We start from the raw sequence: 20,399 nt of genomic DNA on the forward strand, positions 1-20,399 counted from the left end.
GAGTGTAAGAGTGCGATTGTATCTAGATTAACCAATTACCAATTCATAATGATAAAATTGCTCATCACGCTTAAAGCCCATTTTTTCATACAGCCTCTGAGCAGTAAAATTATCCGAAGCCGTGCTGAGGCTGATGCTCACCGCTCCTGTTTCGGCTGCAAGCTCTTTCGCTTTATCTATAAGTTTTTCCCCTATCCCCCCCTTCCTTGCTGCTGCGTCCACGTACAGGTCATTTAGTATCCATGCCTTTTTCATAGATACGGAAGAAAAAGTCGGGTACAGCTGAGTGAAACCAAGATATTTACCTTCCTCTCTCACCACAAATATGACAGAATCCTCCTTCTCTAAGCGTTCTCTTATGTAACCTGCTGCAGCTTCCAAATCGGATGCCTGGCTGTAAAATACACGGTATAAATTAAATAATGCCGAAACTCCTGCTAAATCCTCCATTGATGCTTGATAAATCTCCATTTTCATAGCCACCTTTATCTCTTTGATGAAACAATTATATAAATATTAAAAAATATTTGTAAATAAAATGTGTTCATGTATAAAAAAAGCCCTGAGATATTAGGGCTTACTTTCCGCTCCAACGAAAGAACCGCACTGCAAGGAATACAGACACCATTGCAATTCCAAGCAAAATAGCCACTTCAAACCCATATTCCGTAATAGGCGCTTCAGTCCAAGTTCCCCTCAGTAGTTGAATTACGTAATAAAGTGGAAGAGCTTTTGCTGCGTATTGAAGAACTGTCGGCATCATTTCAAGCGGAAAGGTCGCTCCTGAGAGGAAAAGCATCAGATTCAGAAAAAGAGAACTGATTGCTGCTGCAGCTTGAGCATTTTTAGCTAAAGATGTCAGGAATAATGCAAACGGAAAAAAGGCAAGGATGCTAATCAGTAAGGATAACAGCGTACTGCCCATATAAACCGGCAGAGTAAGATCATACAGAAGCATGCCAAAGACCATAAGAAGCAAGGCGGATATGGCAAAGATGACAGTCCCTTGAAAGGTGTGGGCGGCGAGGATTTTCCATGGCTGAAGCGGCGTTGACTGATATCTCCTTAAAACACCCGTTTCCCGGTAATTGGTCAATACGGTTCCCAGTGTAAAAAAGGAAGTGGTCACTATGTTGACGCCGATCCATGAAGGAACAAAGTATTCTGCGAAAGTCTTTTGACTCATGTTGTCCCCGACAAACATGGAACCGAACAGCCAAATCATCACAACCGGGAAAAGGAACGTCCAAAACACGCTCAGACGGTCTCTAAAAAACATTTTCGTCTCAAGATTGGCAAGTTTTACGATTGCATTCATCCGATTTTCTCCTTTTCTAAGTACTGGACAAACAAATCATCTAGGGATCCCTTCTCGAATTTGAACTCAGAAAGAGTGATCCCCTTTTCCTGGCAGTGAGTAAAAATGTGATAAGCCGTTGTCTGCTGGTCCTCACAGTATATTTTGAATTCCTCCATATTGTTTTCCACTCGTTCAACACCAGGGAGGGAGTATAAATATTCACGGCTAAGGCCCGCACTCTTAAAGGCCAGACAGTCTGCCGTCCCTTCATTCAGCAGTTCATGTGGTGTATTCAGCGCTTTCAATTGTCCGCTGTAGATCATGGCGACCCGATCACAAAGCTGCTCAGCTTCTTCCATATAGTGTGTGGTTACCACAATGGTGCTGCCCCGCTCCCTTAACAGCCGGATCAATGACCACATTTCTCTCCTTGCTGAAGGATCCAGCCCCATGCTCGGTTCATCAAGAAAAAGAATCTCCGGTTCATGCAGGGTCGCCAAAGCGAGTGTCACCCGCTGCTGCCAGCCGCCGGACAGGTCGTCGAACCTTACATTCATTTTTTCGCTTAAACCAAGTAAGTCTATTAAATAGTCTTTTTGGGTTGGACCTTCGTAGAAGGAGGAAAAGAGATCCAGCGCTTCTTTCACTTTCATTTTCTTCTGAATGGAAGTGGCCTGGAATTGAACGCCAATCCTTTTATTTAACTCACGAAGCTGCTTGCTTGGAACCAGCCCAAGCACTTCAACCTCCCCTCCGCTCGGGGTCGTAATTCCCTCAAGTATTTCAAGTGTTGTCGTTTTGCCTGCACCGTTCGGCCCGATAATCCCGAAGATTTCACCTTTGTAAACGGTGAAGGAAAGATTCCTTACTGCCCGGGTGGCGCCAAAATTTTTTGATAAATTGTTTACAGTAATAACACTTTCCATCTGAACCCTCCATTCATCTTTATATATTCAGTATAGGGGCAATATTTCCAATTGTCTCCAACTAATTGACGACACGCAGGATGAGTATGGTAAGATGCATTTTTCAGCTTCCGACTTGCAATTTCTTAATCAGACAGTGATGGTGTAAAAAAAATGCCTGCATCACTTATGATAAAGTGAACAGGCATTATTACTATTTGATGGATACTGCAATTTCCAGGGTTTTGAGGGCTCCTTCAGCTTTTTCAATCTTATAGACAGTTTGATCCTCCTGCCAGGCAAGAATTTGATCGCGGGAATGCTCGCTGATTGTGTCAAATTTGCCGGATCCATACATTTTAGGAGGCGGCAGCATGTTGCTTTCTAAGAATTCTACAATTTTCTTGGATTCGGTCAGCAGGATATCAGAATCCTCTGTCCGTGCCCGCGATGTAAATGCCCATCTTCCCTCATTCCAGCTAAGGAAAACGGAACCCGCCCCTGCATCCTGGTAACCTGTGATGGAATACCCAAGATCAACCGGCTCTCCTCCAATTTGCTCAAAATTCTGGTATGAAATTTGTTCAGAGGCCGCTTCCTTACTTTCATAATTCTGTCCGGTCAGAACCGCAAGGATGGAGTCATCACTTAACTGGTCTAATTTAGCATCGTTTATCGGAATTACTTCTTCTGTCTGGAAAAAGATAGCCTGATAAGAATCCTGATCAGAATCAGTTTTGGCTGTTAAATGATATCCCTCGTTCAACTTCAGTGTTTCAGGGAGTTTAATTGGAACATCTGTGCTCAATTGCTTTTCTATTTCAGCTATTACTTCCTCTGGAGTTGATGCTTCCTCTTGAGCTGGCTCCTCCTTTTCAGCCTCCGCGTTTTCATTTTCCTGATCGCTGTTTTCGACTTTTCCTTCATCTGTTTGTTCCTTAACGGGCGGTTCACTGGTGCATCCTGTAAGAACAATCAGTAAAGCCGCGATACAAATTGTCTTCATCTTCATGATTTCTCACCTCCTAAATAGTTTTCCCTAATGTCTATTTGCAAAACAGCCATGATATGCAGATTCCGTCTTTATATCCGCTCGTGACGGTATACCACGGACGATTCTTACTCCAGACATTCGAGATCCTTATTCAGCTTCTTCGATTCGTTTTTGAAGTAAAGATAAAAGCCGATCCAGGCAATCGCGTAAATAAATAATGAGATTGCGAGATATATAATGAAGTTTTTCGTTCCAATCGGAATCCAGCCAATCCAACGCCCTAAAGTGAAATAAACAATCGTGACGGTAAGATAGTGCAGGGCTGTCTGCATGGGCAGACGGAGTGAGCGAATTTCAAAATAAAGCGGAGTAACCGTAAACAGCCAGCCGCTGATAATAAAACCTAATGCGTTTAGGATAAATGCCTGCCCGTCCAAAGTCGTCTGGCCACCGAAACCAATTAAGGCTATAGCTGAGGCTGTAGAGATGAATCCCCCAAAAAATATACCAAGCATGCTTCTGTACAAAAATGTCCTCACTTCTTCTCCCTCCTGTTCATTTTTAAAATTTCTTTTATCCGTCCAACATAATGGCGTGAAGCATATTCCTTCTCTCCCGATTTAAAGTGAACACAGAGTGTCCCGTTAAAGGATGGCTCAAAGTGACTCATAGCGTAAAGATTTGCTATGACAGACTTTGATATCCTGATAAACCGGTGAGAAGGGAGGGATTGTTCAAGTTCATAGAGCTTTTCCTTTACTTTAAAAATTCCTTCAGGGGTTGCAGCTGTCACAGTGTCACCTTCTGATCGAAAAAATTGAACGTCATCAGGCTTTATTAAGTGCTGGTTCTCTCCATCCTTTCCGACAATAATGCCGGTTTCATTCTTTCGAAGGTACTCGAGGATTTCCTGAATATCCGGGGTGATTTCTTTGCAGTGTATTGTCACGGTGGTTTCCTCGTTGCGCGGATCGAGGTCAATCAGTATTTTCATGAAGGAGTCCTCCTTTCCATCAGCTTCTTAATTTAAGTATAGATGGCTGATTTCCAATTGTCACCAGATTCAAGGCAACACGCATGACCGGCAGGATAAGCTGCAGGTAATTCCTCCCTCCTGCAGGCATAAAAAAACCTAAATCACGTAGGATTTAGGCTTCTATTTGATATTTAGTTTAGCTGGCCCTGATTGCCAATGAACTGTTTTGCAGGCTATCGGAAAACATGCTGTATGCAATGACCTTTTGTCCGCGCTGTTTAACCACATCAATTCGGTCATGATAGCTAAAAACGAACAGCTTGTCACCTCTTTCAAGAAACTCTATAACTATAGGTGTCCCACTGATCTCCGGCCGTAGAAAAAGCTGTTCGCTGCCAGGGTGGATATAATGCTTCTTAATAAATATTCCTTCATTTAATTGATTGATAATCTGAAGTTTTTCCTCACCTTCCAGCCTGCCATCTTCAACTGTAACTATAACCTCTTTTACATCAAGCCTTGAATGAGTTTCAAATTTCCTGATCAGCCAATTAACTGTGCCAGTTGGCATACAGGTCAGCACGATTTTCAGAATACTAGCGAGAATAATAGGAACCACTATTGCCCATGTCAACTTTTTTCATCTCCAACAATATTTAGAATCTCCAAATATAAACTCCAAGGGAAGCTAATCCCATAAAAATAATGACCACATATATTAAGGTTAAATTGGTGGTGTTCCGTTTTGTTGAACTTCCATAGTTTTCATCAGATTTGCCTGTCAGAAGCAAAGTCGAAACCACAGCAAAAATCAAGATTAATAGTACCAGTCCAAGCATTATTCCCATGCTGCGCACCCCTTCCTTTACATCAATACCTATATATTATCGCAAACTAAAGAATAAACAATCCCACTTTCATTATAATAGCCAACAGGCTAATTTCTCTAATTAAATATGAAAATATTATGTTATTATTATCAAATACTAGCCTTAAGCGGAGAATTTAATGAAAAAGATAATCAGATTGATCATTGCAATTAGCTTTCTTTCATACATATGTGCCTTAATCGTATTACTCTTCTTTCTATCGAGAGGATTTTGGTCTGGCATGCCATTAATGGAATATATCAGGTATTCTTCAAACTTTGTGCCGTTTAAAACAATTAACGGGTATGTGGTGTCAATTTCCAATGTAAGCATGAATTTAGACATTCCTATAAAAAACCTTGCCGGCAACGTTGCTGCATTTTTGCCAATGGGATTTTTCCTGCCCTATTATTTTAGAAAGCTATACAGACTTAAGACGTTTACCATTACCATGACTGTCATGATTCTTAGTGTGGAAGTTATCCAGCTGGTTACAAGACGGGGAAGTTTTGATATTGATGATTATATTCTAAATATCATTGGAGCTCTATTGGGTCTGGGAATATGGAAGGCAGTGACAGCCCTTAGGGCACGTAAAAATGCAGTGAGCGCACAATAAAATGCCTGTCTCCCAGTGTAGACAGGCATTTCCATTACTTTGCTTTTTTTAAAGCTAATATAACCAGCAGCAGTCCATTTATGGCCAGCATAATTACCGCCAATATGGCTAAACAGGCAATATCAGGCGCAAAAACAGAGATGGAATGCCAAGGGGATGATGTGATGAATGTGAAAAGCGGGATTATGGCAGCTGAAAGGCCAATTAATACCAGCCCTAAGAAAAGACACACTCCCTTTTTTATATGCTTTTGGTTTCTGATTCGGTTTCCTAAAAAAATTGAAAGCAGAATCAGCAGCAGAATGCATCCCAGCATAATGTATTGGACGTCCGAATTAAGGCTGGGCACTTTTTCAGGCTTCTCTCCATTCAAAAGACTAATGATATGTTCCTTCAGATAATAAAGACCCTCTTCCTCCATAACATGATTCTTATTTGTCAAAATCCCGCCGCCCCATCCGGTTTCCGGAATATAAAAGACTTCTGCATGCGAATCAGGGGTAGAGCCAGAATGCCAGATCATTTCTTTCGGAGTATCCGGATTGGAAATGCGAATTCCGAACCCATAATACCGGTCTTCACCTGTTTGAACCTGCGGAGTCATATATAACTCCAAAGTTTTATCACTAATAAAATGGTCCGGCCCGTTTCCGCTCAATACTTTGACGAATTGTACCATATCTTCAGAGCTGGCTGTAATGTATCCGTAAGGTGCGCCAGCATCATCATAGGCTGCAGAATTTTTCACCGGCAGCCCAAACCAGGACTGATAACCGCGGAGATACCCTTTCTTATAAGCTCCCTTTATATCCGCTCCAGCATTTTTCATTCCTAAAGGCTGAAAGATCTGCTGTTCCATATACTCTGAATAGGAAATACCCGTAAGTTCTTCAAGTATTGCACCTAAGATTAAGAAATTAGCATTGCTGTATTGATGCTTCTCACCAGGTTTAGCAGTCAGATCGACTTCTGATAACTTCCTGACTTGATTCTTAATAGCATTCCTGCCTGTTAACTCTTTATCTGATAATGCAAGACCATCGTACGTGCTAAACCCGCTTGTTTGTGTGAGCAAATGCTGCACAGTGATTTCGGCAGCTTTCCCATTGTTCAGCTTCAGCCAGGGAAGATATTCCTGAACGCTGGCATCCAGGCGGATGGTTCCATCATCAGCTAATTTCATTATGGCCATTCCCGTTAAAGACTTGCTTATGGAGCCAATTGTAAAAGGAGTTTGTTCTGTAACCTTCTCCTCTGATTCTCCAGTAACTCCCCATGACTGGGAAAAAAACAGTTCATTATTTTGAACGATGGCAACCGAAGCACCCGGAACCTTATATTCCTCCAGATAATCTTTAATTGCCTTCTCTATGTTCATTTCTATTCCATCTTCAGCTGAAGCCGATTTTCCAAGAAAAAAACTAAATGAAATGAACATAAAAAGAACTGCTATTACCTTTAAAAATCTTGACCGTAAGACAGCCATATTACCTCTCCTCTATCAATGACCTTCTATCATTAATATGACCTAATTTAATATTATCTTTATTTGGAAGGCTCTAAAATGAGCCTCAGCATGATTTTGCAGTAGGTCTTGAGATGTAATAGGCTGGATTCTTCCCATGTTCATTTAGAAAAAGTGCAGGTATTTGCGTATTGATGAAGTGTACACACGGGGCAGACAGACAAATGAAAGCAGCAAACCTTACTTCCTTATTACTCTTCTTCTATCTCGTTACTGGGATACATGCACTGGTTGTGGGCGGATGCATACTTTATCAGAGACACTCATTTTCCCAGGAGGACTGAGCAGAAATGGTTAAATATTTAGATTACACCTCTCCATCTTTAAATTACTTTTTTGATTTGAATAAAAGCACCCTGGTGAAAAAAGACAACAGAAACTATATAAATGTAATGGGAATTCAGCAATTAAACACGCTGGAGGATGTCTCGCTTCTTGACATCTATCTAAGCCAAAATAATGTAATAGAACCGCATTATCATCAAAATGCTGCTGAGTTGGTTTATTGTATATCGGGGGCAGCTACTGTGTCATTGCTTAACCCATTCACCAAACAAATCCAGAACTATTACATTACTCCCGGACAGGTAGCCAATGTGCCTCAAGGCTGGTGGCACTATGAGGTAGCACATACCGACGGCACTCATCTGCTGGCCATCTTTAATGCTCCTGCTCCGGAGGTGATCCTGGGATCTGATATTCTCAAATTAACGCCTTCCAATATTATGGCACATACTTATTGTATGGATGAAAAGCAATGGAAAAAGACCATAGCACCTGTCCGGCCTTCAACCTTTATCGGCCCTGCTAAAGATTGCAGCAGGTATACTCAGGAACCAAACAAGCCATACCAATACAACCAGCCATATTATCCCCAGCAAATGTATTATTATTAAAAACTCCGCCGGCATGGATAGTACCATGCCTGTCTTTTCAGGTCTTCAGCGTACAAGCCTTCCGCTGAATCCCAACCTGGACCTATTGCTATAATTGTGCAAGTAAAAGAGCTCCAATCTGATTTCTTATCATTCAAGATCTTGAATAATGGAATTTTCAAGTAATTAACCGTAGTAATTATGAAACAACCTAACAATAAGGAAGATACTCACTATTCCCCAAGCTGTAACACCCACTATCCACCAAACTATAGATCTGGCTTTTAATGTACTTTCTTCACTCTCCTTATTTGCTTTTATAAAAGCAAGATTATTTTCCATACTTTTCTTCTTAAATATAAGAAAAATGATTCCAATTATAATGAATCCACTCGTTACCCAAAGTAATAAGTCCACCTTTCCACCTCCATATTTTTGCAAATTATGCTAATAGCCTTAATAATTAAGGAAAATGACGTGTACCAATACACACACGCCATTCTATCTATAAATCTCCTGAAAACGAAAACCGAACAGGGCTCACCCTATATCTGCTCTCGGCTGACATAAGTCCCGGCAATCAAATCATGTATCGCCCTCTTGTCTTCTCTAAATATGACCATAAATATACTGACCAGTGTTGTGATACCGAACGTCACATTTGCCAGTAAAAATTTCCCGATCATTTCTCTTAGAACCATCGTTTTCAAGGTCAAGCCTTCTTCATCCATTCGGCAAACCTTGATCTTAAATATGCGCTTCCCGATGATATAACCGCTCCAGACAAGGGGAATGAATGTTAAATAAATTGTATAAATCGTTGGCCAGGTCCATCCCATCATCCAATTAAATGTGAGATCTCCCGTTATAAAAAAGAACACTGTTGAGATGGGTATAGTAAGGATGAGATTATCAATAAGGTCTGCGGCAAACCTTATGCCAAATCCCGCATTCTGTTTCTTCATTTATCTTCTCCTTCTTTATAAAAAATTCTATAAAACTACTTAATCCCACTTCGATAATCAAAAACCTCATCCGGAACTTCAAGCTGAATGTTATTAATTTTAACAGTATCGTCATCAACCCATTCTATAACAGCTTTCTCCTCCCTATATTGCCAATAGATTTTCCTGGATTTTCGGTTTTCTTTATTAAAAATTAATTCACCCAAAATTGCATAAGACACTGTAACACCTTCATTAGATCGATACGCTCTAACGGTATAAGTGCCATCCGGAGAAGCGGCTTCCGCAATGAACTCCTGTTTAAATCGGCTCCAATCATAAAATAGCCAATACACACCATAAGCAAGAACACCTGTCAATAATAAAACAAAACAAAGTATTGCCATCATAACCTTACGGCGTGCCAGATTTATTTTCATATCATTTGTATGTGATGCCAACTGGTTTCCCTCCTAATACAATGATCCTCCAGATTTATTAATGATTGGTTCAGTAAATATTTGGGTAACTTAAAATCAACATCGTGATTAAGGAGGATTTTAATGAAACTGAACCTTATAATCTCGGCATCTCTCTCAGCATTATTGCTAACAGCCTGCAATGGTGACAAAGTAGAAAATCCGCCTGAAAATGCACCTGCTGAAAACGAAAATAAAGAAGCTTCCAATGAGGCTGCATTTAATTTTACGAATTTCGACCTTGAGGTAGAGTACAAAGATAATAAAACCATTGATGTGAATTATGAAAATGAAAAAAACGGAATGGAAGCTGCATATCAGGATGACCTTGCTGACGAGAAGTTAACATCAGATGAAGCGATGGAGAAGCTTACTCCAATTTTTGAGGGGCTTTCGTTTGATCAAAATACAGAAAATCAAGAGGTCATTAACCAGGTAAAGGACGCATTTTCAGTTGATGACAATTACCAAACATTCGAATTGGAAGTAAAATTCCCGGATGGAACGGAAAAAGAATATTCAGAAACGAAAACTCAATAAAAATGAAATGAGCTCAGCGCATTGCCTCCTGAGCTCATTTGACATGCATCAGCAATCCCTGGTATCTTGGCACTCACCTATAACTATGCTGCATTTGTTTACAGCGGCCAATTTCCCCCGGCAATTCTCAGCATATACAGGTCTTCCGCTTAATCCCAACCCGGTCCTTTGATTCCACTTTCTCAATATATTCCTTGGCCAAAGGCACTTTGCAGGCTGTATTTCCTACATCTACATGCACTTTTCCGATATGTTCAGCAACATTCTTCGCTTCCTCATTCAGCTCTGGTACATAAGAGCCCACTGAAATAACAAAGCCGTTCATAACATACCTTACTCTGTTTTTTTCATCATGAATGGTATTTTTAACTTGTTCCAATAATGCTCTTATTTCACTAAGATCAAGCTCGTCATCAGGTGTGATGGACACATAATTAGAATACGCGCTCCAGCCGCAGACCGAAACCATTTCATCTTCTGATTTGATCCACTCCCGGGCCATTTCAAGAGCATAATCACTTTCCGCTGCCACCTGGGCAACTGTATACTCCGCAATCATGTACCAATAGGCTTTTTCAGCCCATTCCTGTAAAGTCTCTTTTGTCATTAGCTTCGGATTGACAGATAGTCCTGCCAGATACATCGCATCATGATTTCCTGATTCAAATAATTGAAGTGCCAGCCCGTGATCCTTCTTTACAAACTTCACCAGCTTTTTCAAATCTCCAACCTTCACGCCAAAATAAGGCTCCTTCACCCCATGATTCATGAAGATCCGTTTCGTCTGATCAGACCCAAGCTCCTCAAGCTTTTGCATAATTTCTTCATAAGTCATCTCTCTCACCCTTTCAATCCATTGCTTCCTTTACATTATCGGCCATGTTTAAATGCTTTTAGCCAAAAATCGGGATGTTTTTATGCCGGGCTTTCAAAAGGCATTTTTATCACACTTACTCCTCAGCAGTGCTACTGATAATTTTTTACATACTGCCCTTCTTGAAAGATCTCTTCCGCCCCCAAGGCTGTCCACTCTTTCGGAGTGCTGTCAGGATGCAGCTTAAGATAAGAATCGACCATTTTGTAGCCTTCACTGTAACCATAATGGCGCGGAAGCTCACCGCCGCCCATAATAATTTGGCTGGATCGATATCCATCCACCTTATCTAAGTCTTTTTCAATCTTGGACCAATTGGTTTTATTAAAACTTTGATTGATGGGAGTAAGCTGCCGAATATCAGGATAAACCAGCTTTTCAAACATGACTGCTTTACCTTCGAAGATTAGATTATCCAAAACGGTTACGTCCAGATTTCCATCATAAAGTTCTTCGGTCCATACACTATGATGGTATTCATGAGCGATACCCATCCTGATAGTTTCCCCGGTATAGTATTTATTGTAGAAAACAGTTATTTTCCCGGCTCCAGCGTTTACCATAAGAGGCGTATCCTCAGAAAGCTCAACTGGAAATACACAAACAGCCGTTTCTCTCTTACCCGGTAAAATATCTGAGGACTTCAGCAGAGCCTCTTTAATGATCTCATTTGTTTTGTATTCATTAATCTTCTCAATAACGCTCTGAATTTCCTTTAAATTTTCAGGTGCTTTATCCAATATCGGGTCCGCCATATGAATGTACTCCCCGTCTTCGAAACAGTTATCATAAACAGGAGAAATGACTTCATCTTTATAAATTGAATACTTTGAGCTGGTCTCTGCCTTTTCTACTCTATCCGCGTAACTGCCGAATAGCTTATAGGCATTAACAATTTTGAACTTCTGCTTTGTCTCCGGATGTTCAAACGAGTAAATAAGCTCTTCCTCAACTGCAGGCTCATTATCGTGCACCGCACTCGATTCCTCTTTTTCTGAACAGGCAGCCAGTGTAAACGCCATGGCCAGCAGAAGCACACCTGTCCTCAAAAGTGAAATTCTCCTCAAATATGCCCCTCCATTCCACCTATTGCTTTTTCATAATTTTACCATCAAATTTGGCGAATTGCAGTTGCCAATTAGAAAAGGTCTGTCAGACATAAATGGCTATACTTCCCTTACCTTCCTGCAAACATAGACCATTTCATGGCTATCGCAGGTAATAGGGGTCTCCTTCCAATCACTATAAATATTCACAATCTCCAATCCGTTAGAGGAAAGAATCCTGTCCATTTCTCTCGGAAAAACATATCGCAACTCTATATTAGTTCTTTTTTCATCTATTTGTTTTCCTTCTTGATCATAAAATTTTCGAATGGTGGTATAGTGCTGTACCTGACTTATTGAGTCGTACCTGCTGATTGTATAAACATCAACTTTATTTTGATTATCCGGGTCGTTATACGTTTTCCAATATTCTTCATTTGCAGGCTGCAGCAGCTCTTCTCCATTGGGAAACCTTGTTCCAAATACAAAGAGGCCGCCAGATTCCAAATGTTTATTAACAGAAGATAAGAAAGCATCCTGATCTTCATTCGTTAAAAAATGCTGAAAAGAATTTCCGACTGAAAACATGAACTTACTTTTTACACTAAGGCTGAGCCTTCTGCAATCCTGCTCCACCCAATCGATTTGCAGACCCAGCTCCGCAGATTTCTTCCTTGCAAGGTCCAGCATCCCTCTATGTACATCAACACCGATTAAATGATGGCCCTTCATTGCAAGCGGAATGGTTGCCCGTCCTGTCCCGCATGCTAAATCAATGATGGGTCCATCCGTTTGTGAAGCCCATTGCAGCAGATAGGGAATTTCCCCTTGAAAGAGACCATTCTCTTGATCATATAAAAGTGGATCATTGTATTCCTCTGAATTTTTCATATTATGCCGATTTAATTCTCCCTTCCATCTTCATACGAGGCTTGATTTTTTGCTTCAATTTTATGAGGTTCCCTGCTGTCTTTCCTTATCAGACCAGTATCCAAGTCATCGAATGGGGTAAAGCCGCTGCTTGAGCCGCCTCTCCCGGACTTGAATATGGGAAAAAGAAGAATATTGATCATAAAACCTAATACAGCAATTAACAAAATATAGAGCTACTCCACCTCAAATCCATTATTTCTTAAGCATCCATATAACAAAAACTATCCCCAATAAGAGTAAACACAAAATAAGTCCTGGAACAACTATATTAGACACCATTTATGTACCTCCTAAGAAAATACAAGTTTAGTACTCTTTCTTTATCTAAACTTTTAATTAAAAACCGTAAAAATCACTCATGGATATTTGTTGCAATTTTTCACAAAAAAGGATAATTTTATTTCATTAAGAATAAAATGTTACATCTGTGCAAAGAGAAAACGAGAAAGAACGCTATGAAAAAGGGGATTGAAACTATGCAAAAGTATAGAAGGAGAAACACGCCAGCTTTCACTTTTTTGGCCTACTTTACATTAATTGCCGGTGTTGGTTTGTTTCTAATCGGCCTCTATAATGCCGATATGCAACTCAATGAGAAAGGTTATTATATTGCGGTCATGCTCCTGGTTGCAGTTGGATCCATTCTTACCCAAAAAGTGACACGGGATAATGCTGAAGATGCGGAAATCCTGGCAGAGCAAGAGCGCAGATCAGCTAAGATTGATTAATAAATAACTCTATCATGTTGAATAAACAAAGTGCCTGTTGAAGATGACAGGCACTTATTTTTCCCTTGTATCCAGCGGAATCTCATAATCCCGAAGCATCTCGTAAAATGCAATTCACTTCGCATACCAGTCTGCATGTAAATTCAGCACAATTACTTTGTCCCCTGCTAAACTAACCTCAAGCTGGGCCGGAGCACCTTCTTTTGTTCAGCTGAGTGACTGACTCCACCTCTTCCCACGGATAATTTTCAACAGCTCTTATATTTGCTGCGCTATTTATATGAATCCCTTTTTCGTCCACATAGGTATACACATCAAGAGACAAATAAAATATGAAAAGAGACAGGCAGAACAAGGTAACTGCTGTTAAATTCAGCCATTTTGAAGAATTCATTTCTCTGGAATATAGAAAAAGCCCAGCCACAGCGAACAAAAGAAAAAACCCTGCACTAAAAATCACATATGATAGTTTATAGGTGATAAATGCTAAGAAATATTGAGGATGAAAGTAGAATTTATGAATGAAGTTAACACAAATGATGCTAATGGGGATGACACTTAAAATGTAAATCAGGCTTAGGCTGAATATAGGTATTAAACCTTTTTCATGCGCAAGCTGAATTTCCATCACCCCACTATTTTCCTTATATTACCATATAAACACAAATATTTATATAGCTGATTTTGTGTTTTGATACTGATGCACAGAATACTCAAGAGCCCACCATCATACATTAGAGCGAAAGTTGTTAGGGCAGGTCACTAATAATAAGACGGGGGGCATAAATGGATGGCTATCAATGAAGAAGCGCTGTGTCAGCAATTCGCACGAACAATCGGCGGGCAGGAAGGGTTTGCTGGCGGGAAGTGTATAGCAACGATTAATCGGGATGACCTGGAAGTCACCATTAAGGGGAAACCCTTTAGCGTAACAGCTTCTTTCTCATTTGAATCGATGGATGCCAGGTCAGGAAGAGCATTATGCCTGGGCAGGGTGGCCCTTTTGCAACAAGAAGTTGATGGATTTGCTGCTGCCATTATTAAACAGGGAATAACCATTTCATCCGTACACAATGAGTGGCTATTTGATCAGCCCAGCCTTATTTACGTGAATATCCAGGATGTTGATCATCCAATCAATTTTGCAAGGAAAGTCAGAAGAGCGTTAAAACGTTAAACATTTCATATGAAAAATAATAAAGCCCCATATAGAATGTGAACTAATGGGGCATTTCCTTATAACGCTGACTGCAAATCTTCAATGAGATCTTCCGCATCTTCCAGGCCAACTGATATTCGGATCAGGCCATCTGTAATTCCCAATTCCAGACGGCGCTCTCTCGGTATAGAAGCATGCGTCATTTTGGCTGGCAGGGAAATCAGGCTTTCAACCGCGCCCAAGCTTTCCGCAAGGGTAAAATATGTTACTTTCTTCAGCACCTCTTCTGCCTTTTCACCGCTGCCTGCATCGAATGAAATCATACCGCCAAATCCTCTGGCCTGCTTCGAATGAATTTCATGACCTTTATGATCTTTAAAACCTGGATAATAAACCTTGGAAACCTGCGGATGATCAGCAAGAAAACCGGCCACTCTTTTCGCGTTTTCTTCAATTTCTTCCATCCGAATGGCCAGTGTCCGAATTCCCCTGATTAACAGCCAGCTGTCCTGCGGTCCTAAAACAGCCCCGATTGAATTTTGGATAAAGTGCATATCTGCTGCAAGCTGTTCGGAATTCACCACAACCAGCCCAGCAACCACATCACTATGTCCGCCTATATATTTGGTGGCACTATGAAGAACGATATCAGCACCCAGTTCAATCGGATTTTGCCAATATGGTGTACTGAAGGTGTTATCCACGATCATGAGCAGGTTCTTGGATTTTGCCAGTTTAGAAATACCGGCTAAATCAGTAATCTTCAGCAATGGATTCGTAGGCGTCTCGACATAGATGGCTTTTGTATTTTCCTGTATTGCCGCTTCCACTGCAGCCAAGTCGCTAGTATCCACAAAGGATACATCTACATTATATTTCGTCAAAACCTTTGTGACTAAGCGGTAAGAACCGCCATATACATCATCTGTGAAAATAACATGATCTCCTGTTGAAAATAAATGCATGACAGACGAGATAGCCGCCATGCCAGAGCCGAAAGCGAATCCGCTGTGCCCGCCTTCCAGATCCTTTATTAATTCCTCCAGTGCATGCCTTGTCGGATTTCCGGTTCTGGCGTATTCATAAACGAAATTGCCCACACCATCTTGTTTAAAGGTACTGGCATGGTGGACAGGTATGGAGACCGCACCTGTATGTTCATCCCTCGAGATGCCGCCGTGAATCATTTGTGTTTTCTTTCTCATTGTATATCCTCCTCATAAATAGATTTACTTAAATACCGCTCACTGCTGTCAGGAAAAATAGTCACGATATTTGTTCCAGGCGGAGCACTTTCGGCTTCTTTCAACACTGCTTCAAAGGCAGCACCTGATGAACTTCCAACTAAGTACCCTTGCAGCAGCGCCAGCTCCTTCACTCGTTTGAACGCATCTTTATCTGATATGGTATGAATAGCGTCAAATAGACCTGTTTCCATGAACGGAGGCAAAAACTCCATCCCAATTCCCTCGGTTCGATGCGGTCCTGCCTTCCCGCCATTTAAAATGGAGCCTTCAGGTTCGACGATAACGGTCTTTATCTTTGGATTCTTCTCTTTAAGGTACCTGGCGCATCCCATGAACGTACCGCCAGTCCCTGCTCCAGCTGCAAAAATATCAATCTTCCCTTGCAGCGCTTCGTAAATTTCAGGTCCCAATGTTTCATAATACGTTTTGGGGTTATTTTCATTGCTGAATTGCTGAGGACTATAAGAATCAGGAATCTTCATGAGCAGTTCCTCAGCCTTCTTAATAGCACCTTCCATGCCTTCTTCGGTCGGCGAATTAATAACTTCCGCTCCTAACGCCTTCATTAGATTCTGTTTTTCAATACTGAATTTTTGAGGTATGACGCAGATGATTTTGATTTTCGTCCCAATAGCTGCAAGCGCTAAGCCTATGCCTGTATTTCCTGCAGTTGGTTCAATGACAGTCCCATTTTCCGGGAGAAGCCCGCCCTCTATCGCTGTCCGAATCAGCTTTTGCCCTAACCGATCCTTTACACTGCCGCCAGGATTAAAATATTCAAGCTTCGCAAAAACATTTACCCCTTGCGGAATAGCATAATGGCTGATTTTCACAAGTGGGGTGTTTCCAATCAATTCTTTCACACTGCTGTAATAATTCATTGTCAGCACCTCTGTTTTTTTACAAAGATTGTTTAATCTCTCCAATACATTGTTGGATATTATCTGCGTTTTATTTAATCCTTATTATTCCTACTTGTATAGTATGTTTTAACCGCTTTTTTTGTCAATTAAGAATTAAGAGATCATGCGAAGTTGCCAAGCGAAAGCTTTATTCATAGTATACCAATAAGTATTATAAGAATTAGAAGGAGTGATTTTTCGATGGGCCGTGAATTTGTTGACTTGTTTGACCATTGGGCAGAATCCTATGATCAGGCAGTAACCGGTAAAGACCTTGAATATCAGGAGGTGTTTTTGAATTATGAAAATATCCTTCAAGAGGTGGCCAATCTTGCAGATGGCAATGTAATTGAATTTGGTGCAGGCACAGGGAATTTGACACAAAAGCTTCTGGAAAAGGGGGCTAATGTAACTGGAATTGAACCCTCTGCTGCCATGAGGGAAATAGCACGCAGTAAACTTCCTGATGTTCCATTGCTGAATGGTGATTTTCTGGACTTTCAAGTAAATGGTCCCGCAGATGCCCTTGTTAGTACTTACGCTTTCCACCACTTAGAGGACGCCGAAAAAGCAGAAGCCATCAAAAAATACAGTTCTCTGCTTTCAAAGGGCGGTAAAGTAATTTTTGCCGATACCCTTTTTAAAAGTGAAGAGGTTAAACAGGATTTCATCAATGAGGCAAAAGTGAACCATTTTCTCAGTCTGGCACAGGATCTGGAAACAGAGTATTATACAACGATTCCTGTTTTGAAGGAGATCTTTCAATCCAATGGTTTTTCAGTCCAGTTTAAACAGCTCAATCGGTTTGTCTGGCTCATATATGCTGTAAAACTAAAAAATAAGATACAGTCCTCCCTTAAAACCGACTTGACAAATATGAATTGTAGGAATTAAAATATGGTTATTATCTAATTATTGCCGATCAGTCAGCTGAAGGCCCTGTGGAGTAGCGATTTGCTGCTCTGCAGGGCCTTTCTTTTTTATCGGTGAAAAAGGCAGGTGAACCGTTAAATTTAGTTTTCACTTTTAAAATGGGGGAATGGAAAATGAAAAGCTGGAAGCATGTAAAGTCTTTTGTAATTTTTGTATTGATGATCGGTCTGCTGTCAGGATGCCAAGCCCAATCGGCGGGCAGAGGCAGTAATGCTGAGGATAAAAAGGAGGATAAGGCTCTAACAGTTACAATAGGAATCCAGCAAAGCATATGGCCTATTCTGCTAGCCAAGCACAAAGGCTGGTTTGAAGAAGAGTTTGAGAAAGCAGGAGTAAAAGTAAAATGGGCGGAATTCCAAAGCGGCCCTTCTTACTTTGAAGCAATTGCCTCCAACCGCATTGACTTTGGCCGGGTTGGAAATATTCCAGTTCTTGCAGGACAAAGCGGCGGAATTGACTTTAAGGAAATTGCTGTAGCCAGTACAGGGGAAAAAGGAGACTCAATTCTGGTGCCTAAAGACAGCCCTATTACTTCCGTGAAGGATTTAAAGGGCAAAAAAGTGGCGGTTGCAAAAGGAAGCAGTGCATACGGCCTTCTCTACCGCCTGCTGGAAAAGGAAAACATCAAGCCGTCAGAATTGGAAATCATCCAGCTTCAGCCAGATGAAGCACAGCCGGCTTTTGAAACAGGGAAAGTGGATGCATGGGCCATCTGGGAACCTTATCAATCCATTCAGGCAGTCAAAAATAGCGCAAAAGTCATCGCAAGTGGCGAAACAATTGGAACCTTCAGTCCCGGATTCCAAATTGTCCGGACACAATTCGCAAAAGAACATCCTGAACTGGTAGAACTTTATCTTAAGGTTACGGAGAAAGCAACAAGATGGCAGCTTGAAAACAAAGATGAAGCAACCGAAATATATGCAGACCTGAAAAATACGGACAAAGAAGTGATTGAGAGAGTGCTGGAAAACTCCGTGCCGGCCAATACACCGGTAAGTCCAGAAATTGTGGAGACCCAGCAGGAATCTGCTGCACTTCTATTAGAATTGGGAGGACTCAACAAAGAAATTGATGTTTCAGAAGTTGTTGAAAACTCATATATCGAGAAAGTCTTAGAAGAATACAAATAACCACTAATAACCCTAAGAGAAGAACCCCGCTCACATTAACCGGAGCGGGGTTCTTCTTTAGCTTATCCTGCAGGATGAAAATTTTGAGCTTTATCCGGAAAAGGAAGCCCAAGATTGCCCCTTAGTGTTTCGCTTGTATATTCTGTTCTAAAGAGGCCCCTATCTTGAAGGAAAGGAATAACGTATTGAACAAAATCTGAAAAGCCTTCACTCATTAACTGGGGCATGATGTTAAACCCGTCAGCACCCGCATTTTCAAACCATAGCTGAAGTTCATCCGCTACCTGCTCAGCCGTCCCGGCAATTGTATAATGCCCCCTGCCTCCTGCAAGCCTGAGTAGCAATTGTCTAATGGTAAGATTCTCTTTTTCAGCCAGATCCCGAATAAGCTTGGTTCGGCTTTGATGCCCTTGAATTTCGTGGATTTCCGGCAGTTCAGGCAGCGGACCATCCAGCGGATAGCCTGTTAAGTCAATGCCAATGCGATTGGAAAGCTGTAAAAGACTATACTCTGGATTGGTCAAATGATGAAGCTCTGCCTCTTTTTCTTTGGCAGCTTCTTCTGTTTCTCCTATAATAGGGCAAATGCCCGGCAAGATGATAAGGTTCTCCGGATTTCGGCCAAACTCGGCGGCCCTTGTTTTTAAAGCTTTGTAAAATGCTTGTGCGTCAGAAAGCGACTGCTGTGCTGTAAAAACCACTTCAGCGAATTGAGCAGCGAAATCAATGCCGGTTTTGGAGGAGCCAGCCTGTACAATGACAGGCTGCCCCTGAGGTGATCTCGGGCTGTTTAACGGGCCCTTTACCGAATAGCAGCTGCCTTTGTGGTTAATTTCATGGACTTTATCACTCAAGGAATATATCCCAGCTTCCTTATCCCTTATTAACGCTCCTTCTTCCCAGCTGTCCCATAGTTTCTTTGTGACTTCCACAAATTCTTTCGCGCGCTCATAGCGCTCCTTGTGTGCCGGTATTTTCTCCAGGTTAAAGTTTTTGGCTTCCGCATCTGTTCCTGATGTGACGACATTCCAGCCTGCACGGCCTTTACTTAAATGATCCAGGGAAGAAAACTTTCTGGCCACATTGAAAGGCTCATTAAAAGTAGTCGAGACTGTTCCAATCAGTCCAATTTTTTTAGTTGCAGCCGATAATGCTGATAATAGAGTGAGAGGTTCAAAGCCTCCTCCGCCAAGCTCACCATATTTGACTGCTCTTGTTGATACCGAATACCTGTCTGATAGAAAGATAGAATCCAGCTTTGCTTCTTCTGCTTTTTGTGTAATTTCCATATAATAATTTATATCATGTGCCCGCTCAGGGTCTGATGAAGGGTGCCTCCAAGCAGCCTCATGATGTCCCATGCTTGTTAAAAATAAATTCAGGTGTATTTTACGGTTTCCCATTCTCTCTGCCTCCAT

The 20,399-nt window shown here is 41.3% G+C and carries 26 protein-coding genes; 7 read left to right on the forward strand and 19 right to left on the reverse strand.

Annotated features, from left to right (window positions below; genetic code table 11):
- Positions 1–27: 27 nt before the first annotated feature.
- The 8 genes from NSQ49_RS09695 to NSQ49_RS09730 all read right to left on the reverse strand — a co-directional run bounded on the left by NSQ49_RS09695 (position 28) and on the right by NSQ49_RS09730 (position 5,023).
- Positions 28–471, reverse strand: coding sequence for a GNAT family N-acetyltransferase (locus NSQ49_RS09695; protein ID WP_159862355.1), 444 nt, complete (start codon positions 469–471; stop codon positions 28–30).
- A gap of 106 nt (positions 472–577) precedes the next feature.
- Complete coding sequence (locus NSQ49_RS09700; RefSeq protein ID WP_159862356.1) at positions 578–1,318, reverse strand: ABC transporter permease; 741 nt, start codon at positions 1,316–1,318, stop codon at positions 578–580.
- Positions 1,315–2,226 carry an ABC transporter ATP-binding protein gene (locus tag NSQ49_RS09705; RefSeq protein ID WP_251283557.1) on the reverse strand — a complete coding sequence of 304 codons (912 nt, stop codon included), beginning with the start codon at positions 2,224–2,226 and terminating at the stop codon, positions 1,315–1,317. The genes NSQ49_RS09700 and NSQ49_RS09705 overlap by 4 nt, the downstream gene beginning before the upstream one ends.
- A 193-nt stretch (positions 2,227–2,419) precedes the next feature.
- Complete coding sequence (locus tag NSQ49_RS09710; protein WP_251283559.1) at positions 2,420–3,217, reverse strand: hypothetical protein; 798 nt, start codon at positions 3,215–3,217, stop codon at positions 2,420–2,422.
- Between the two features lie 107 nt (positions 3,218–3,324).
- Positions 3,325–3,738 carry a DUF3021 domain-containing protein gene (locus tag NSQ49_RS09715; protein WP_251283561.1) on the reverse strand — a complete coding sequence of 138 codons (414 nt, stop codon included), beginning with the start codon at positions 3,736–3,738 and terminating at the stop codon, positions 3,325–3,327.
- On the reverse strand, positions 3,735–4,193 hold the full coding sequence (locus NSQ49_RS09720) for a LytTR family DNA-binding domain-containing protein (protein WP_251283563.1): 459 nt from the start codon (positions 4,191–4,193) through the stop codon (positions 3,735–3,737). The genes NSQ49_RS09715 and NSQ49_RS09720 overlap by 4 nt, the downstream gene beginning before the upstream one ends.
- Before the next feature lie 178 nt (positions 4,194–4,371).
- Positions 4,372–4,809 (reverse strand): YfmQ family protein, encoded by a 438-nt coding sequence (locus NSQ49_RS09725; protein WP_251283564.1) that lies wholly within the window; start codon positions 4,807–4,809, stop codon positions 4,372–4,374.
- A 22-nt stretch (positions 4,810–4,831) separates the two neighbouring features.
- On the reverse strand, positions 4,832–5,023 hold the full coding sequence (locus NSQ49_RS09730; RefSeq protein ID WP_159862362.1) for a hypothetical protein: 192 nt from the start codon (positions 5,021–5,023) through the stop codon (positions 4,832–4,834).
- 160 nt (positions 5,024–5,183) lie between these two features.
- Between NSQ49_RS09730 and NSQ49_RS09735 the strand changes: the two genes are divergently transcribed.
- Positions 5,184–5,663: a VanZ family protein gene (locus NSQ49_RS09735; RefSeq protein ID WP_251283565.1), complete on the forward strand. Its 480-nt coding sequence runs from the start codon at positions 5,184–5,186 to the stop codon at positions 5,661–5,663.
- Positions 5,664–5,697: 34 nt separating this feature from the next.
- Here the strand turns inward: NSQ49_RS09735 and NSQ49_RS09740 are convergent, their stop codons facing one another.
- Entirely contained in the window at positions 5,698–7,149 is a 1,452-nt protein-coding gene (locus NSQ49_RS09740; RefSeq protein ID WP_251283566.1) for a serine hydrolase domain-containing protein, read from the reverse strand.
- Between the two features lie 329 nt (positions 7,150–7,478).
- On the opposite strand from NSQ49_RS09740, the gene NSQ49_RS09745 reads away from it, so the two are divergent.
- Entirely contained in the window at positions 7,479–8,084 is a 606-nt protein-coding gene (locus tag NSQ49_RS09745) for a cupin domain-containing protein (RefSeq protein ID WP_159862365.1), read from the forward strand.
- Positions 8,085–8,249: 165 nt separating this feature from the next.
- On the opposite strand, the gene NSQ49_RS09750 is transcribed toward NSQ49_RS09745, so the two are convergent.
- The 3 genes from NSQ49_RS09750 to NSQ49_RS09760 all read right to left on the reverse strand — a co-directional run bounded on the left by NSQ49_RS09750 (position 8,250) and on the right by NSQ49_RS09760 (position 9,468).
- Positions 8,250–8,480, reverse strand: a complete 231-nt coding sequence (locus NSQ49_RS09750; RefSeq protein ID WP_159862366.1) for a hypothetical protein — start codon at positions 8,478–8,480, stop codon at positions 8,250–8,252.
- A gap of 128 nt (positions 8,481–8,608) precedes the next feature.
- Positions 8,609–9,028 carry an RDD family protein gene (locus NSQ49_RS09755; RefSeq protein WP_251283567.1) on the reverse strand — a complete coding sequence of 140 codons (420 nt, stop codon included), beginning with the start codon at positions 9,026–9,028 and terminating at the stop codon, positions 8,609–8,611.
- Positions 9,029–9,063: 35 nt separating this feature from the next.
- A complete protein-coding gene (locus NSQ49_RS09760; protein ID WP_251283568.1) occupies positions 9,064–9,468 on the reverse strand; it encodes a DUF5412 domain-containing protein in 405 nt (134 codons plus the stop codon).
- 102 nt (positions 9,469–9,570) lie between these two features.
- Here NSQ49_RS09760 and NSQ49_RS09765 point away from each other — a divergent pair, with 102 nt between their 5' ends.
- On the forward strand, positions 9,571–10,026 hold the full coding sequence (locus NSQ49_RS09765) for a YusW family protein (RefSeq protein WP_251283569.1): 456 nt from the start codon (positions 9,571–9,573) through the stop codon (positions 10,024–10,026).
- 127 nt (positions 10,027–10,153) lie between these two features.
- On the opposite strand, the gene NSQ49_RS09770 is transcribed toward NSQ49_RS09765, so the two are convergent.
- From NSQ49_RS09770 to NSQ49_RS09780, 3 genes are all read right to left on the reverse strand, one after another.
- Positions 10,154–10,861 (reverse strand): DNA alkylation repair protein, encoded by a 708-nt coding sequence (locus NSQ49_RS09770; protein WP_251283570.1) that lies wholly within the window; start codon positions 10,859–10,861, stop codon positions 10,154–10,156.
- A 131-nt stretch (positions 10,862–10,992) separates the two neighbouring features.
- Positions 10,993–11,967 carry a DUF2268 domain-containing putative Zn-dependent protease gene (locus NSQ49_RS09775; protein WP_251283571.1) on the reverse strand — a complete coding sequence of 325 codons (975 nt, stop codon included), beginning with the start codon at positions 11,965–11,967 and terminating at the stop codon, positions 10,993–10,995.
- A 99-nt stretch (positions 11,968–12,066) separates the two neighbouring features.
- Complete coding sequence (locus tag NSQ49_RS09780; protein ID WP_159862370.1) at positions 12,067–12,837, reverse strand: class I SAM-dependent methyltransferase; 771 nt, start codon at positions 12,835–12,837, stop codon at positions 12,067–12,069.
- A gap of 518 nt (positions 12,838–13,355) precedes the next feature.
- Here NSQ49_RS09780 and NSQ49_RS09785 point away from each other — a divergent pair.
- On the forward strand, positions 13,356–13,607 hold the full coding sequence (locus tag NSQ49_RS09785) for a YiaA/YiaB family inner membrane protein (protein WP_159862371.1): 252 nt from the start codon (positions 13,356–13,358) through the stop codon (positions 13,605–13,607).
- 178 nt (positions 13,608–13,785) lie between these two features.
- Here NSQ49_RS09785 and NSQ49_RS09790 read toward each other — a convergent pair whose 3' ends face one another.
- A complete protein-coding gene (locus NSQ49_RS09790) occupies positions 13,786–14,238 on the reverse strand; it encodes a hypothetical protein (RefSeq protein WP_341070717.1) in 453 nt (150 codons plus the stop codon).
- 159 nt (positions 14,239–14,397) lie between these two features.
- Here NSQ49_RS09790 and NSQ49_RS09795 point away from each other — a divergent pair, with 159 nt between their 5' ends.
- Positions 14,398–14,784 (forward strand): DUF1259 domain-containing protein, encoded by a 387-nt coding sequence (locus NSQ49_RS09795; protein ID WP_251283573.1) that lies wholly within the window; start codon positions 14,398–14,400, stop codon positions 14,782–14,784.
- Positions 14,785–14,843: 59 nt separating this feature from the next.
- Here the strand turns inward: NSQ49_RS09795 and NSQ49_RS09800 are convergent, their stop codons facing one another.
- On the reverse strand, positions 14,844–15,971 hold the full coding sequence (locus NSQ49_RS09800; protein ID WP_159862373.1) for a bifunctional cystathionine gamma-lyase/homocysteine desulfhydrase: 1,128 nt from the start codon (positions 15,969–15,971) through the stop codon (positions 14,844–14,846).
- A complete protein-coding gene (locus NSQ49_RS09805) occupies positions 15,968–16,894 on the reverse strand; it encodes a PLP-dependent cysteine synthase family protein (RefSeq protein ID WP_159862374.1) in 927 nt (308 codons plus the stop codon). The genes NSQ49_RS09800 and NSQ49_RS09805 overlap by 4 nt, the downstream gene beginning before the upstream one ends.
- 222 nt (positions 16,895–17,116) lie before the next feature.
- On the opposite strand from NSQ49_RS09805, the gene NSQ49_RS09810 reads away from it, so the two are divergent.
- Together NSQ49_RS09810 and NSQ49_RS09815 are read left to right on the forward strand one after the other, a co-directional pair.
- Positions 17,117–17,809, forward strand: coding sequence for a class I SAM-dependent DNA methyltransferase (locus NSQ49_RS09810; protein ID WP_251283574.1), 693 nt, complete (start codon positions 17,117–17,119; stop codon positions 17,807–17,809).
- A gap of 152 nt (positions 17,810–17,961) precedes the next feature.
- On the forward strand, positions 17,962–18,981 hold the full coding sequence (locus NSQ49_RS09815) for an aliphatic sulfonate ABC transporter substrate-binding protein (protein WP_251283575.1): 1,020 nt from the start codon (positions 17,962–17,964) through the stop codon (positions 18,979–18,981).
- A gap of 62 nt (positions 18,982–19,043) precedes the next feature.
- On the opposite strand, the gene NSQ49_RS09820 is transcribed toward NSQ49_RS09815, so the two are convergent.
- On the reverse strand, positions 19,044–20,384 hold the full coding sequence (locus tag NSQ49_RS09820; RefSeq protein ID WP_251283576.1) for an LLM class flavin-dependent oxidoreductase: 1,341 nt from the start codon (positions 20,382–20,384) through the stop codon (positions 19,044–19,046).
- Between the last annotated feature and the right edge of the window lie 15 nt (positions 20,385–20,399).

Source organism: Cytobacillus sp. FSL R5-0377, assembly GCF_038004385.1.
GTDB lineage: Bacteria > Bacillota > Bacilli > Bacillales > Cytobacillaceae > Cytobacillus.